Origin of the sequence: Brucella pseudogrignonensis, assembly GCF_032190615.1 — a bacterium.
Taxonomy (GTDB): domain Bacteria; phylum Pseudomonadota; class Alphaproteobacteria; order Rhizobiales; family Rhizobiaceae; genus Brucella; species Brucella pseudogrignonensis_B.
Window position 1 is genome coordinate 143,825 of record NZ_JAVLAT010000002.1, and the last position, 16,325, is coordinate 160,149.

Sequence of the window (16,325 nt, forward strand, 5' to 3'; positions counted from 1 at the left end):
ATCCATGATCATTGAACTTGACGATATACGCAGACGCTTTGCGCGGTTCCTGGTTATCTTCTTTTGGCTTCACGTACCGCTATTCGCAGCGATTGCTTATGCAACAGGAATCTCTGTTATCGGCGGCGCTCTTGCAGCCGCTTTTCTTGCAATCTGCTACAATTTAATGTGGCTGCGCTCAGACATTGCACCAGCGACGCGTTTTCTTTCTGCAGTTGCACTGGTAGCAGAGCCAGCAGTCCTTCTCTATCTCTTGCGTGGCCATATCTGGCAGATGGACATGCATATGTACTTTTTTGCCATGCTTGCACTGACAATTGGATGGTGTGACCGGCGCGCAACCATCATTGCAGCTATCGCGATTGCGTTACACCACCTCGCGCTCGACTACATGCTACCATCGTTTGTATTCCCGACCGGCAGCGATATCCGCCGCGTTATGATCCACGCAGTTATTGTCGCCTTGGAAGCTGCGGTACTTGTCTGGTTTAGCGACATGCTTGTTGATTGCGTTAACAGCATCAGCAAAATGCGCGATGAAATCATGGTGAAAAATGCCGAGATTGAAGAGCGCTCTGCACAGGTAGAGCAGGCCTATAAAGCCAAAGGTATGTTTCTGGCCAATATGAGCCATGAAATCCGTACGCCGCTGAATGCAATCCTGGGCTTCTGCCATCTTATGCAGCGTACAGACATGACAGAACGTCAACGCGATTATCTAAACAAAATTAATGGTGCGAGCGGCTCACTGCTTCGACTGATCAATGACATTCTTGATTTTTCAAAGAATGACGCGGGCAAACTCACGCTGGAGAATCGACCTTTCGAGTTACGGGCACTTTTTGATCGCAAAATGCAGATCACCAGTGCTGAAGCCCGTACAAAGAATGTTTCTGTCAGCCTGCATATTGATGAAGGGGTACCAGAGCATCTTGTCGGTGATGAGATGCGGCTCGGACAAGTTCTTCTCAACTTGATGACGAACGCCATAAAGTTCAGCGAGAACGGCTCTGTAATTTTACGTGTGAGTGGAAAGACAACGGACGCAGACCATTACATGCTCCAGATCACAGTTGCCGATACCGGTATCGGCATGTCTGAAGAGCAGCAATCGAAACTCTTTAACTCGTTCTCTCAGGCAGATAATTCTACTACCCGTCGTTTTGGCGGCACAGGACTTGGTCTGGTTATCAGCAAACAGATTGCTACACAGATGGGCGGGGGCATCACGGTTAACAGTGCGCCTGGAAAAGGCAGTATCTTCACCGTAACGGCAAAGTTTGGAAATGTGGATCGTAGCCATTCCATCATAGAAAGACCGCTAGCACACATCCAGAAGTTGCGGGTGTTGGTAGCCGATGATAATCCGGCATCCCGTGAAATATTGCAGGGAATTTTCGCTGATTGGTCAATTACCGTCGACCTCGTGGCGTCGGGCAATGAAGTTATTGGTGCGCTTGAAACCGCTTTTCAGCGTGGTAAACCCTATGATCTTCTTCTTCTCGACTGGAAGATGCCAGGCATGGACGGTATGGAAACCGTCACGAGCCTTTATGCAAATGCGAAGCTGACAAAACTTCCGGAAATCGTGCTTATCACCGCTTATGGGAGCGACGAATTTAAAGCTAAAGCCTCGCGTGCAGGAATCGCGGCTTATCTGCCCAAGCCGATAGAAGCTCAACAGATACTCGATACATTGAACGTCATATTCCCTCTCGCAAACGAAACCGCAGCATCTACAGATAGCTTTGGAATGATTGCACCTGCTCTCAGAGGCGAACATATCCTCCTTGTCGAAGACAATGCGATAAATCGTGAAATCGCATACCAACTTCTGAGCGATGCCGGTCTCGAGGTCGACACTGCTGAAAACGGTCGCCTAGCTTGTGAAGCTATTGACCGTGCAGGAGATCATTACGCGGCAGTCTTGATGGATGTTCAGATGCCGGAAATGGACGGACTAGAGGCAACGCGTCACATTCGACGTCAGCGTTCCGCTGAAGCTTTACCCATTATTGCATTGACAGCGCATGCTTATGAAGAAGAAAGGCGCAGATGTGCCGAAGCAGGTATGAACGATCATATCGCAAAACCTATTGACCCAAGCGTACTAATTGGAACGCTTGAACGCTGGATGAAGCCACGTCGCCCGCAATCCTCCGGTTTACTTGTCGCGGAAAGCAAGCTGGAAACTGTACCGTCTGAGCTTCCAGAACGGTTGCCACCCTTCGATCTTGCACGTGCACTCGTTCGTGTAAATGGAAAAAAATCTCTGCTACGACGCCTTATCATCAGTTTCCATGATGACTTCTACAATATTATTGAGGCACTCAAAGACCAAATCGCCGCAGGCGACCTTACTGGCGCTCGTCGCCTTGCTCATACATTGAAAGGCGTGGCGGCATCGCTTGAACTCTCGGAAGTTTCTCGCATTTCGGCTGAAGTAGAGTTGGCAATCGCCAATGAACAAATCGTGGGTATAGAGCCAACACTCATCGCGCTGGATACAGCATTGAAACCTGCACTAGCAGCTGCGGAGAGCATCAAGGATCAAAAGCCAAATACCGTAAAACAGGTAGATATTAGTATATCACAGTCCGACATAAATGCCGCTGTGTTATCTTTGAGAGATCACCTCAACCGTCGAAGCATGCGAGCGCGTAGCAGTTACGATACTTTAGTACAGCTATTCGGTTCATTATCAGATGGCGATACACAAGCTCAGGCTTTGGCCAATACAAAATCAGCGCTCGATAAGCTCGATTACGAAACGGCATTGCGCAATCTAGACGCAATTTTCCCTGAACAGACAAATCCACCAGAGAGATAAATTCACTGCAGTTAAGACCAGAAAAACAAAAACAGCCGTGGTGAACCACAGCATAGTTAAGATCACCGGAGCATAATAATGCCAAATCGTGCAACCGTAATGATCGTCGATGATGAAGTATCAAACATCGAAATCATGAACGCGGTGCTTGAAGATTATTACGAAATCTCTTTTGCAACATCGGGTGAACAAGCGCTCGAAGTTGCTCGCTCAGTTCTGCCTGATCTCATATTGCTTGATGTCATGATGCCAGGCATCGATGGCTATGAAGTCTGCTCGCGGATTAAAAATGATCGCCTTCTTGCGGATGTGCCTGTCATTTTCACTACGGGGCTTGATGATCAGGACGCGGAAGTACGCGGTTTGTCTCTTGGCGCTATCGATTATGTAACCAAACCAATCAATCCAGTCGTTTTACGCGCGCGCGTCGCCAATCATATAGAACTCAAACGCTTGCGCGACCAACTGGCCCAAATGGCCGTCACAGATGCATTGACTGGCCTAAGCAATCGAAGGCAGTTGGAAGTTACGCTGGAGGCCGAAATATCGCGTCTGACACCGACAGAAGCTTGGCTCTCGGTCATCATGCTGGATATCGACTTCTTCAAGCTGTTTAACGATACTTACGGTCACCCGGAAGGCGATCGTTGCATCGCGATGGTTGCGGCTGCCCTCACCCGTGCAGTCCACAAGGTCTCTGGAATGACTGCCCGTTATGGCGGCGAGGAGTTCGCATGCGTATTGCCGGGAGCAAACCCAGAGAAGGCCATGGACACAGCACGTGAAATCCAGCACCAAATTCAGTCTTTAAACATTCCGCACAAAGGTTCCGAAATCAGTACCAGCGTTACTGTCAGCATTGGCATTGCATCTGCCCAAACCCAACCGGGAATGGGAGGGGCCTTGTGGCTTAAACATGCGGACCACCAGCTTTATTCAAGCAAGAAAAGCGGACGCAATCAAATCGCACTAACCGATTTTTCGGCATCTGAAAGCATTATCAATAAAATACCTTAGTCACGACTAGAGCGCATCCCGAAAAGTGTGAAACGGTTTTCGGAACAAGATGCGCTCAGAAAACAAAGAGATAGAGCATTTCGAATTATTCAATGAAAACTGGAAACGCTCTAGTGGAAATCGAGATGCGCTTTGAGCGGCATATCGTCATGAATAGACACTGTCTGTCGCTCTATCATACGATGTACAACTGGCGGCGCATCACCTTTATGGAGAGCGATAAGCCTTTCTGATACTTCAGCATCCGACTGCGTGCGTCGCTGATTATGACGCACATATTCCACCCATGTCGGAACGTGATAACTTTCGGTCCACGTTTCAGGGTTCTCTAAGTCACGCAACAATGCCCATTGACGCGCTCCATCTCGAATCCTAATTCGTCTTCTTAAAGCCATTGCAGCGAGGAACGCCTGAACGTCTTCCTGAGCAATTTTATAATCAACCATAATCATAATCGGACCACTTCGGGAGCGTAAATCCAGACGTAACTGTGGCTCGCTGAAGCGATTAAGCGGATCAAGATTAAGCGATTCAAAATCGGGTTGTGGCAGCAAAAAACCAACTACGGCCCCAAACACCAAAAAGCAGGCTGCAGCCAGCAACGCGCCCGACACACCAAACTCATCAGCAACAGAGCCCCATAACCAACTACCTGCAGCCATGCCTCCAAACGTCGCTGTCTGATAAAGTGCCAACGCTCTCCCTACCACCCATCGCGGTGTTGAAAGCTGCACAGTCACGTTAAAGAGTGATAGTGCCAGAACCCAAGACATCCCCGCTGGCATTAGAAACATGCAGCTTAACCAGACCGTGTGACTGATCGAAAGAAGCGAACAACTCACAGCAAAAGCTACGAATGCTATGCGCACCAACCACTCATTACCAAGCAGTTCACGCAAGCGTGCACTGGAGAGTGCACCGCCGATTGCGCCGATGCCGAAAAAGCCAAGCATTATGCCATAAGTAAGCGCCGTGCCTTGTACAAGGTCGCGGGCAACCAGAGGCAAAAGTGCAAGAATAACGATTGCGGACAAACCAAACAGAAAGCCGCGAAACATCACCTTCAATAAATTTGGCGACATGGCAACATAGCGCAAGCCAGCCACCATTGCGGGCCCCAAAGATTCTCGCGGTAAACTCGATTTAGCTATTTGTGGCTGCCAACGCCAAAGTGCGAGAATAAGTGCACAATAGCTGAAAGCATTAAAAATAAACGCAAATGCAGCGCCAGCTGCTGCAACAATGGCACCACCAATTGCAGGACCTATACTGCGCATCAGGTTGAAACTCATAGAATTAAGTGCAACCGCAGCCGGTAGGTCTGTTCTCGGTACGATATCCCCCATTGAAGCCTGCCAAGAAGGATTGTGCAATGCGCCCCCACAGCCAATCAGGAATGTGAACCCAAGTAGCATCCATGGCGTTAAGACGTTGAGATAAGCGCAGGCAGCCAGCGCTGCAGAGATGACGAGCAACATGATTTGCGCCGCCAGCATAATTCGCCGACGATCGAAATTATCAGCAAGCGCTCCAGCCGCAACGGAGAAAATCATAACCGGAAGTGTCGTTGAGGCCTGCACCAACGCAACCATGTCATCTGAATGCGCAATAGTCGCCATCATCCAGCCCGCGCCAACTGTTTGTACAAGACCACCAAGGTTTGAAAACAGAGTTGCAGACCAGAGAGCACGAAAGGTTCCATATTGGAATGGAGCCAGAGGGGAATTTCGTTGCGGCATTCGGACGAACCTCCCTATTCATCCGTCATTCGGGAGCGTTTCGATCATGCTGAATCAGATCGACATATTAGAGCATTTCTAGTTTAGAATGAAACAATAGAAATTATCTATCTCTTTGTTTTTTACGCGCATCTTGTTCCAAAAACCCTTTCACACCTTTCGGGATGCGTTCTAGCTTGCGCAGGAAATAGGGATGGATTTTATGCCCTGGTGCTGGCTTCGAAGTGTTTGGTCGAGGGTAAATCGTCTCGATGCTCATCTTCTTTATTAGAGTAGCGACATGGAGTGCCCAACCTCAAGCCCTTCTCCTTTCAAAAGCCCCTGCAACGTCCGATTTCCGCGAATGGATATTCCAGATGCAATTCATCGATCTGCCGCCTCAGTGCCAGATCGCCATCCGAGTCAGCGTGCGGTGAATAGTAGACACGGCTACGGCTGCCCCCCGGAGCTTTGCCTGTCGTGCGACCGAAAGCTTGTGAGCGCGGTCGATCATTTCCTTGCGCCCAGAAATCCCGCCTTGGTCTTGTCGCCGAAAACACCGATCACTCCCTCAAGAAGCTGATCTTTCCATTGCAATATTGGGCTCGCGTGCACGTCAAACTGCTGGGATAATTCCACTGGCGTATGCTCGCCTTGCAGCGCAGCAAGCGCAACTTGCCTTGAAAGCTGGGCTACGGTTTTGGCGTGGTCGTCTCGTCATGGTATCGCCCGTTTCCAGCATCTAAGCCGAAGTCAGGCAGAATTTCCACTGAGCCTAGTTGGGCAGATTTCCCGAGCCGCTTCGGTGAGCGTTGGGTAACTATCACCAGCCTAAAAATGTAACCGCAAAAACTAAGCCGCATTTCGCGCTTTAAACCGAGCTATAGCTGTATTGATAATGAGATTAATCGCATCCTGGCGATCAAAATCGAGTTCAACATCAAGAATAGCAAGCTCTCGCGCGAATGACCTTGGCAAATTTTGCGTCGTTATCAAACGTACCTGATCCTTCGCCGTCGTGATCAGACTGACCCCTAAGTGCCTGGCTCTATCTCTTAATTCTTCGATATCAGCAGCGGTATAGGGATAATGATCGGGGAAGGTTCGAGTTTCGACAATCTCTCCACCTGCCTGCCGGACGCTCGCAAAAAACTTGGTCGGATTGCCAATTCCTGCAAAGGGCAGCCAGCGATTGCCTGCAACTTCCGCCAATGATGAAGGTATCAACTGCGCGTCGTAGACGGGACGCCCGGCCCGCGATGCCTGTCGCACCACATAATCCGCTTCACTTCCCTTGCCGATACGCAAAAGCGCATCGGTTTTGCGCATCTGGTCAGTCAACGGTGCACGCAACGGCCCTGCCGGAATAACCTTCCCGTTACCGATGCCCCGCGTAGAATCAACCACCAGCAGTGCAAAATCGGTATGCAACCGTGCGCTTTGAAAACCATCATCCATAATGATGAAATCACAGCCGCATGCCAGCAATGCCTGCGCTGATTTAAGCCGGTCGGGGCAGAGTGCAACTGGTGCATGACGGGCAAGCAAAAGCGGCTCATCACCAACATGACGAGCACTATCGTTTGACGGGTCGACAATATGAAGCCCTTTGTAATCGCCGCCATAGCCGCGCGAGACGATGCCGGGAGCGAGGCCGCGTTCTTTCGCAGCTTTTGCAAATGCGATTGCAGTGGGCGTTTTGCCCGCACCGCCGACCGTGAAATTACCGATACACAGAACGGGAGCGGCGATCTTTGGTGGTTCTGCGTTGAGAAGCCTGCGACCTGCGACAGCCCCGTAAACCCACGAAAGCGGTGTGAGACTATGCGCACGCCAGTCGGGTTTCCCCCACCAGAAGGGCGGTGCCTCACTCGCCATGCTCAGATGCCGCCATGGATGAAAGCCGCTTCATTGCGATTTCCCGGCAATTGCGCTTGCAGCACCAATGGCTGAATGAACGGCTCAAGCGAATTGAGCGTGCGGTTAAGCGCACCGCGCATATCTTTAACCGTATCAGCGCCGGCACGGATCATCGTTTTCAAGTGCTCGGGGTTGTTAAAGAGAAAATTGATTGCGCCTGCCAGCATATTGCGATCTTTCACAACACGCGCGCCACCATTCTTGATGAGACGCTGGAAAGAGTCACGGAAGTTTTGAACATTCTTGCCAGTCAGCACAGCAGTGCCCATCATTGCCGGTTCCAGCGGATTGTGGCCGCCTTCTTTGGTCAGCGAATTGCCGATGAAAGCAACTTCGGTGAGTTGCAGATAAAGACCCATTTCGCCAATCGTATCACCCAGCAGAACATCGGTATCCGCTTCGATCACATCGCCACGGCTGCGCGCTGCAACCTTTAAGCCCTTTTCGGCGAGCATGGCTTCAATAGCGGGTGCGCGGTTGGGATGACGCGGAACAATGATTGTTACGAGACGCGGATAGCGCACTTTCAGCATTTGGTGCACTTCGGCTGCGATTTCCTCTTCACCGTCATGCGTCGAGATGGCGGCCCAGGTACGACGTCCGCCAATCTGTTGCTGAAGCGCCGCCAGTGCCTGCGGATCAGCTGGAGCAGGCGCTGTATCAACCTTGAGATTGCCTGAAACGCTGACAGGCCGTGCCCCGAGGGTGCGGAAGCGCTCTCCATCAAGTTCCGATTGCGCAATCACATGCGCGAAATTTTCAAACAGTGCCTCGGCCAATTCAGGTCGCTTCTGCCATGAGGCAAACGAGCGGTCGGAAAGGCGACCATTAACGAGAACCTGCGGAATATGCCGTGTGCCAAGTGAAAGCACTGTTGCTGGCCAGATTTCAGATTCGCAGCCAATGACCAGATCAGGCTTCCAGTGATCGAGAAAATTATTGACTGCCGGTTGCAGATCAAGCGGCGCATATTGATGAATGACCTGATCACCGAGCTGATCCGCGACGAGTTTGGCAGAGGTTACTGTCCCGGTCGTCATAACAATATGGATACCAGTCGCAGCAATGCTTTCGATCAGCGGGGCCATCGCCACCGATTCACCCACACTGGCAGCATGCGCCCAGATCACCGGACCCTGCGGACGAGCGATAGAGGTCTTGCCATAGCGTTCGCCGCGCCGTGCGCGCTCCTCTTTGCCACGCGAGGCCCGGTAGGAAATGTAAGTCCCAATAAAGGGATAAGCGGCAGAGCCGAGCATGCGATAGGCCGACAACATGTTTCGCGCCCACCGTTCACTCATTTACCTGCCTCCAATGCAGCATAGGCTCTATGTGTCGCGTCATTCAGCTGTCGCGTCAGTTCCATGCGCTTTTCTTCCAGTTGTGCCTCATCGGCATTTTCATCCACCCAGACAGGCTCTCCGCACACAATCATCGAGCGCCCGAACGGTAAAGGAATAGTCGTTTTATCCCATGTCTTATGCAAAACATGATTCCGCGAAAAAGCATATGCAAAAGGCATTATTGGTCGGCCGGAAAGCTTGGCCAGCAAAATAATACCCTCGCCCGCCTCCCGCGCCGTGCCATGAGCAATATCGGCAATCATCGATGCCGATTGTCCCTTTTTCAGTGCATTTTTCAATGTCAGAAGTGCGCGTGCACCACCTTTTTTCGCTGAGTTTCCTTCACCACGTCCGCCAGAACCGCGCACGGTGATAAAGCCAAATTTTTCAGCAATACGCGCGTTCAGCTCTGCATCTGCACTGCGCGAAAACATGGCAACCACAGCCAAATCATGCGGCCGCACGACCGGCGCCATAATATGCTGACCATGCCAGAAAGTTATGATCGAAGGGCTATTCTCGCGCAAAAGAACCTTAATATCCGCAGAGCCTTTGCACAGCGGATTGGTCAGGCGCACGAACTTCAAATAGCCTGAAATTAACTGCACCAGCGCAGATTTAACCACAGCAGAACGCGCAAGCGGGCCGCGAATGCGGCGCCACAAGCGCTTAGCAAAGCCATCAGAACGATCACGCGAACCAGACAAGCGTTTATTCTGCTTTCAGATCAACGCCTTCCGGGTCGAGCAGACGGTGCAGATGAACGATGAAATAGCGCATATGCGCGTTATCAACCGTCTGCTGTGCCTTAGATTTCCATGCAGTCTTGGCCGATTCATAGTCCGGATAGATTCCGACAACATCGAGATTATCGAGATCACGGAACTGAACGGTTCCAAGCTTTGTCAGCTCACCGCCAAACACCAGATGAAGAAGCTGCTTCTTGTTGCCTTCGACGCTCATTATAATATCCCTTGAAACTAAATCGTTTGCGGCATGATTAGCTCAATGGCCAATCGGCTACAACACTCAACATTTCCTGCAAAAGGTTTCCACTCGATGCCACCAATGCTCCGTGTTGCAACGTTGGTCCACCATAGTGAAGCGGCTGAGCATCGTGATTGAGCAACGCCCCGCCCGACTCACTTAAGATCAGATCAGCTGCAGCCAAGTCCCAATCATGCGAATTTGGCCGAATGAAGGTGCCAGCAATATCGCCGCGTGCCACCATTGCAATCCGGTAAGCAAGCGATGGCACATAAGGATGGACGATCACGCGGTCGCGCCAGCCTTCCGGCAGTACATCCACCATACGTTTTGCCGAGGCCATCGAGATTTTTTCACCGGGAGGCGGCAAGCACGTCTGGATCGGCAATCCATTTTGCGATGCACCAAAGCCTTTGCCAGCCTCAATAACTTCGTTCAGCACCGGGCATTGCAGCACACCGGCAATCGGTTTGCCATCCTCGACAATAGCAAGACTCACGCACCACTGAGACTGACCATGAATGAAACCGCGCGTTCCATCGATGGGATCAATCACAAAAGAACGGCGACGCACCGCATTCGCACGATCATCTGTTGTTTCCTCAGAAATCCAGCCATAGTCAGGCCGTGCTTCGAGCAAAACCTGCTTCAGATAGGTATCGACCGCGAAATCGGCTTCGCTAACCGGCGACTGACCTTCTTTGAACCAAACCTCCAGCGAATGGCCGAAATACCGCATGGCAATGCGGCCTGCCTCACGCGCTGCATGACGCAGAAGTTCAAGTTCGTTCTGAATGTCTTTTCGTTTCTCAATTTCCGGCAAGGGTCATGCCTTCAATCACGAGTGTTGGGGCGGTCATGCCAAAATTCCGGTCAATATCAGAAGCAGGCGTCATGTTGAGGAACATATCTTTTAGATTGGACGCAATGGTTACCTCGCTCACCGGATAAGCCAGCTCACCATTTTCGATCCAGAAACCCGATGCGCCACGGCTATATTGTCCGGTGATCATATCGACGCCCTGACCGAAGACTTCCGTCACGTAAAAGCCGGTGCCAAGCGCACGAATGAGCGCTTCCGGCGTCTCAAGACCCGGCTCAATCGCAAAATTGGTTGAGGCAGGTGTTACACCCGAACCCGAACGCACACCGCGCCCATTGCCAACAAGACCAAGTTCACGTGCGCTCGACCCGGACAGCAACCAATGTGCGAGTACACCATTCTCAACCATTGTGAGCGGCTGACCTTCAATGCCCTCGCCATCAAACGGACGTGACGATGATCCACGAATGCGCAAAGGATTATCGGTGACATTAATGCCTGATTTCAGAATCTGCTTGCCAAGACTATCGCGCAAAAAACTCGTCTTGCGCGCAACAGACGCGCCATTGATCGCACTTGCAAGATGCCCTGCAATACCGCGCGCCAAACGCGGATCGAACACGACATTGACTGGCCCTGTCTTGGCTTGGCGTGCGCCAAGACGACGAACAGCACGTTCGCCAGCACGACGACCAATATTTTCAGGCGTATCAAGATCAGCGAAATGCAAGCGCGAGCTAAAATCGTAATCGCGCTCCATCTTCGTGCCCTCGCCCGCAATAGCAGACACCGAGCGGCCAAAACGCGTCGCCGCATATTCGCCAGAGAAGCCAGACGATGTGACAAGCACGAGACCGCCCATGCTGCGCGATGCGCCTGCGCCACCCGAATTGGTCACGCCCGCGACCGCACGCGCGGCCTCTTCTGTCGCCAGCGCATCCGCTGTCAGCCGTGCTGTATCAATTTCGGTTGCGTCATAAAGATCAAGATCACGTGGCTGCTTCGCCAGCAGATCAGGATCGGCCAATTGCTCAAACGGATCTTCCGGTGCAACACGCGACATGGCCACGGCACGCTCTGCCAGTTGATCCGGATTGCTGCCTGCATTTGCCGAAACACTGGCAATGCGGCGACCGACGAAAACCCGCAGAGAAAAATCATCGCTTTCGGACGATTCGGTTCCCTCAACCTTACCAAGCCGGACCGAAACACTCACCGAGCGGGCGCGGATCACAACTGCGTCAGCATGATCAGCTCCGGCGCGCTTTGCAGCAGCCACCAGCTGTGCCGCGCGATCAACAAGTTTACCCGATGAATTGTCTGAAATCATTGTATAATCCAAGATTGAAATTAACGTGAGCTCCAATAAGAAACCACGCTATGTAACCAGCCGTAATCGGAATTTGCAAAAAACTTATGTCAAATTATTCGACATCGGACTGATTAGAGACATATCGTGTTTCTATATTGCTGAAATCCGATGGCTTCAAGGGAAGCCCTCACATTCTTCGAATTCCAAGAGCATATCATGGTCCCAACTGGCGGAAGTCTCTACTTACAAGCGCTGATGATTCTGGGCGGCGCGATTATCGCGGCTCCGCTGTTCAAACGGCTCGGCCTTGGGACCGTTCTCGGCTATCTTGCAGCGGGGATTGTGATCGGTCCGGTGGCACGGCTCATTTCGGATGGCGAAGATCTGCTGCATTTCTCAGAGCTTGGCGTCGTCTTCCTGCTGTTCATCATCGGGCTTGAGTTAAAGCCGTCGCGTCTATGGGCTTTGCGTCATGCAATTTTTGGTCTCGGTGCAGCGCAAGTCATACTCACAGGGTCCGCCCTTGCAGCACTCGGCATCTACCTTGCAGGTTTGACCACTGAAGCGGCGATCATAATCGGCTTTGGTCTTGCCCTGTCATCGACAGCTTTTGCCATGCAAGTGTTGGAAGATCGTGCAGAAACCAACCAGAAGCATGGACAGCGCGCTTTTGCGATTCTGTTGTTTCAGGATCTCGCAATCGTGCCAATTCTGGCAATCATTCCAGCACTTTCCCCGAATGAGCCGTCCCAAGCTAGCGCCGGGTTTCACCTTGCAACCGCTATCGCAGCTATTGCAGCGCTTGTTATCGCGGGGCGCTATCTGATCAACCCGATGTTCCGGATCATTGCCAATACCGGCGCGCGCGAGGTCATGATCGCAGCCGCCCTGTTTGTGGTGTTGGGTTCGGCAAGCCTGCTGCAAGCCGCCGGGCTTTCAATGGCCATGGGGGCATTCATTTCAGGTGTTCTGCTCGCTGAATCGTCCTATCGTCATGAGTTGGAAGCGGATATCGAACCATTCCGCGGTATCTTCCTTGGCCTGTTCTTCGTGGCTGTCGGTCTCTCGCTCAACCTCACAGTCATTCTGCAATATTGGCAGACGATCTTGATTGCCGTGCCGATCTTCATGGTCGTCAAAGCGGCAATCACCTATTTGCTCTGCCGCATCTTCCGTTCAAACCACAATGATGCGATCCGCGTTGCTTTTCTGCTACCACAAGGCGGTGAGTTCGCTTTCGTACTTTTCTCGGCAGCTGCAGCAGCGGCCGTCATTTCTAATGCGCTAAGTTCCGAGCTTGTTGCTGCCGTAACAGTCTCGATGGCTCTGACACCGCTTTCTGTAGCGATCGGCTCAAGGCTTATCATCAAAGATAAAACCGAAGACGTCATCGAAGAAAACTTCGAAGGCGCCGGAGCTGACGTTCTGATGATCGGCTTTTCGCGTTACGGACAAATTTCGGCGCAGATATTACTTGCGGGCGGCATAGACGTGACGGTGATCGACAACTCACCCAATCGCGTTCGTGCAGCCGGGAAATTCGGTTTTCGGATTTATTTTGGCGATGGCACCCGCAAGGATGTGTTGGAAGCGGCAGGCATACGTAAGGCAAAGCTTGTGGCTGTCTGCACGCATAAGAAAGAAATCACCAACCGCATCGTTAACCTGATCCAGTCTGAATACCCCGATGTTCGCCTGTTTGTTCGCTCTTATGACCGTGAACACACGCTGCAACTGCGTGCGCAAGGCGTGGAATATGAACTGCGCGAGACTTTTGAGTCGGGCCTTTTGTTTGGTCAGCGCACTTTGGAAGGCTTGGGCGTATCGGAAGCAGAAGCCTATAACATTCGCGAAGATGTGCGTCAGCGCGATGAAGATCGTCTGCATGTGCAAGCATCGGAAGGGATCATGGCGGGGCGGCACCTGCTCTTTAACAAGCCAGTAACACCGGAACCATTGGTGAAGCCTGCACGCGAAGGACAGCGTATCGACAAGGCCGGTGATGATATGGCTGAAAGCCCAACTTCACCCGCCGTTGCGGCTGAGTAAATCAGGACGTCGCGGCCCCAAACCTGCCGCTCAAAACCGTATCCAGTGCCTGTTTGAGTTCTTCTCGAATGGGTGCTGTTTGCGACAGTATCTGTTCGAATTTCAGGAAGTCGAGCAGGCCAATCCGTTCCACATTCGGGCGCAGAAAAATATGCGGCGGACGGTTGCGAAACTTGTTCTCAATGATGGAACACATGGTGAGCTGGTTCGCCCCCATGACAGCTTCCATCGTGGTCGGCATATAGTCATCCGGGCCAACGGGCGCACCAACCACATCAATGCCTATAACAATATCTGCCTTGTCGAAGAGCAAGTCGAAGGGCACAGGATTAAGCAGTCCGCCATCAACAAGAATACGCCCATCGCGACGCACCGGCCTGAAAACAGGCGGGATAGCGCAGGACGCAGCAATAGCTGAACGCAGATCACCCCGTTCAATATTGAGTTCTGTTGCCGCATGAAAGTCTGATGCTGTGATGCTCATCGGAATTTTCAGTTGCTCGACATTTTCGGGCAATGATGCGGGAAGAAAAACGTCTAATATCTTCTCAAGATTGAACTGGCTTACTCGGAAGCCACCTTTGAGAAGTTCCACCCAGCGCTCAGGCCGGGCCTGCCACATGCGACGGGCGACTTCGGAACGGCGATTGAAAATCGCCGCCATATATTCATGAATTTCAGCGCCGCTCATGCCATTGGCCATGCCAGCGCCAACGATTGAGCCAATGGACGAACCAGCGATCGCCACGGGCTTAATGCCAAGTTCGTCGAGCACTTCGATAATATGGATATGCGCGATACCACGCGCACCACCGCCGCCAAAAGCGACGGCGATACGCGGTGATGTTGTTAGTGTCATATCCATAAAGCTTTTCTCTCGCCATGTACGCTTAGAGCGTGGCGCGCTTATTCGTATTCACAGCGCTCGCTCTAGCTCCTTGTTTTTACGCATGTCGTCATCGGAAAACCGGTTCCCACTTTTCCGCGACATGCTTTAGGACTGCGCAGGTCCGAAAATCAGAATTGCAGGTTCTGCTTCCAAAAGCTTTTTGGCAATAGCTTTGACCTGATCAAGCGTCACCGCATCGATCAATTCATTGCGCTTGTCGATGTAATCCCGATCAAGGTCCGCCTCCTGAAGGCCAACAAGCGTGTCGGCGATCGAGATAGAGGAATCGAGATTGTTCACAGCGTAAGAGCCTTTGAGGTAGCTTTTAGCAGCAGCAAGTTCAGCCTCTGTTGGCCCGTCGCTTGCCATTTTAGCAACCTGCTCGCGAATAATCTTGAGCGATTCCTGCGCTTTTTCAGGGCGCGTAGCGGTCGAAATTGTCAGCGCCGAAGCATGATCACGCAGTGACATCGACGAAGACACTGAATAGGCAAGACCACGCTTTTCACGCACTTCCGCATAAAGACGCGACGTGAAACCACCGCCCAGAATGTGGTTCATCAAATAGGCAGCGAAAAACTCATCATCCTTGCGCGGCACAGCCGGATAAACAAAGCTGATTGATGTCTGCGGCATGTCAAAGCTCAGGCTGGTTGTTGTCCCAAGCGCGAGCTTCGCATCAGGCACCGGCACCAATTCTGCAGTGGCTGGCAAATCGCCAAAGACCTCATCAAGCATTTCGCCCAGATCTTTTGCATTGATCGAGCCAACCACACCGACTGTCAGCTTGTCGCGCGCGAAATTCTTACGATGGAAATTCACCAGATCGTCGCGGGTGATTGATTGCAGAGACTTGACAGTCCCTTCATCCGGACGAGCATAGGGATGATCGCCATAAAGCACATCTGCAAATTTGCGCGATGCAATTGTCGATGGATTACGCTGTGATGCTTCAAGGCTCGCAACGACCTGTTTGCGGATACGATCAATTGCGTCCTGATCAAAACGCGGTTTATTGACCGCGAGTGCGAGAAGATCGGTAACAGGTTTCCGGTTCTCAGCCAACATACGAATACTGCCTGAAACAGAATCCGGCGACGCCGAGAAACTCATTTCTCCACCCAGATTATCAATGCGTTCCTGAAAGCTGTCAGAATCAAGGTCACCTGCGCCTTCATCGAAAAGCCCGGTCATCAGGTTGGCAAGACCTTCCTTACCCGATGGATCCTGTGAAGCCCCGCCCTTAAACGAAAAACGCATGGATACGAGCGGCACCGAATTATCTTCCACCAGCCAGGCTTTGATGCCTTTGGGTGAAACGACTTCCTGAATCTCGATAGCATTGGCAGGCAGGCTGCCTGCCACCAGCAACAACATCGAACCCACAATGGCAGCGACGGCATTTTTCGCACGCAAAATGCTCAATACAACAACCTT

Annotated in this window: 12 protein-coding genes and 1 pseudogene; 3 read left to right on the top strand and 10 right to left on the bottom strand. The window is 51.8% G+C overall.

The window, feature by feature from the left end; translation table 11 throughout:
- The first annotated feature begins 4 nt into the window (after positions 1–4).
- The gene (locus RI570_RS12060) at positions 5–2,830 is read left to right on the top strand and encodes a response regulator (protein ID WP_313828790.1); all 2,826 of its coding nucleotides are present in this window, start codon (positions 5–7) and stop codon (positions 2,828–2,830) included.
- Positions 2,831–2,908: 78 nt separating this feature from the next.
- On the top strand, positions 2,909–3,847 hold the full coding sequence (locus tag RI570_RS12065; protein WP_313828791.1) for a diguanylate cyclase: 939 nt from the start codon (positions 2,909–2,911) through the stop codon (positions 3,845–3,847).
- Between the two features lie 110 nt (positions 3,848–3,957).
- Here RI570_RS12065 and RI570_RS12070 read toward each other — a convergent pair whose 3' ends face one another.
- From RI570_RS12070 to RI570_RS12105, 8 genes and pseudogenes are all read right to left on the bottom strand, one after another.
- The gene (locus RI570_RS12070) at positions 3,958–5,586 is read right to left on the bottom strand and encodes an MFS transporter (RefSeq protein ID WP_313828792.1); all 1,629 of its coding nucleotides are present in this window, start codon (positions 5,584–5,586) and stop codon (positions 3,958–3,960) included.
- A gap of 172 nt (positions 5,587–5,758) precedes the next feature.
- Positions 5,759–6,307 (bottom strand): annotated as a pseudogene (locus tag RI570_RS12075) (IS3 family transposase); the annotation flags it as partial.
- 110 nt (positions 6,308–6,417) lie between these two features.
- Entirely contained in the window at positions 6,418–7,443 is a 1,026-nt protein-coding gene (gene lpxK / locus RI570_RS12080) for a tetraacyldisaccharide 4'-kinase (protein WP_313828793.1), read from the bottom strand.
- A gap of 2 nt (positions 7,444–7,445) precedes the next feature.
- On the bottom strand, positions 7,446–8,786 hold the full coding sequence (waaA, locus tag RI570_RS12085) for a lipid IV(A) 3-deoxy-D-manno-octulosonic acid transferase (protein WP_313828794.1): 1,341 nt from the start codon (positions 8,784–8,786) through the stop codon (positions 7,446–7,448).
- Entirely contained in the window at positions 8,783–9,535 is a 753-nt protein-coding gene (locus RI570_RS12090) for a lysophospholipid acyltransferase family protein (protein WP_313828796.1), read from the bottom strand. Before RI570_RS12090 ends, waaA begins: the two co-directional genes overlap by 4 nt.
- A 4-nt stretch (positions 9,536–9,539) precedes the next feature.
- Positions 9,540–9,791, bottom strand: a complete 252-nt coding sequence (locus RI570_RS12095) for a DUF4170 domain-containing protein (RefSeq protein ID WP_313828797.1) — start codon at positions 9,789–9,791, stop codon at positions 9,540–9,542.
- Between the two features lie 37 nt (positions 9,792–9,828).
- Positions 9,829–10,638: a 3'(2'),5'-bisphosphate nucleotidase CysQ gene (locus RI570_RS12100; protein WP_313828798.1), complete on the bottom strand. Its 810-nt coding sequence runs from the start codon at positions 10,636–10,638 to the stop codon at positions 9,829–9,831.
- Positions 10,625–11,968, bottom strand: a complete 1,344-nt coding sequence (locus RI570_RS12105) for a TldD/PmbA family protein (protein ID WP_313828799.1) — start codon at positions 11,966–11,968, stop codon at positions 10,625–10,627. The genes RI570_RS12100 and RI570_RS12105 overlap by 14 nt, the downstream gene beginning before the upstream one ends.
- Positions 11,969–12,166: 198 nt before the next feature.
- Between RI570_RS12105 and RI570_RS12110 the strand changes: the two genes are divergently transcribed.
- Entirely contained in the window at positions 12,167–13,999 is a 1,833-nt protein-coding gene (locus RI570_RS12110) for a monovalent cation:proton antiporter-2 (CPA2) family protein (protein ID WP_313828800.1), read from the top strand.
- Position 14,000: 1 nt separating this feature from the next.
- Here the strand turns inward: RI570_RS12110 and RI570_RS12115 are convergent, their stop codons facing one another.
- Both RI570_RS12115 and RI570_RS12120 read right to left on the bottom strand, forming a co-directional pair.
- Entirely contained in the window at positions 14,001–14,864 is an 864-nt protein-coding gene (locus tag RI570_RS12115; RefSeq protein WP_313828801.1) for a patatin-like phospholipase family protein, read from the bottom strand.
- A 129-nt stretch (positions 14,865–14,993) separates the two neighbouring features.
- Positions 14,994–16,265, bottom strand: a complete 1,272-nt coding sequence (locus RI570_RS12120; protein ID WP_313830010.1) for a pitrilysin family protein — start codon at positions 16,263–16,265, stop codon at positions 14,994–14,996.
- Positions 16,266–16,325: the final 60 nt, after the last annotated feature.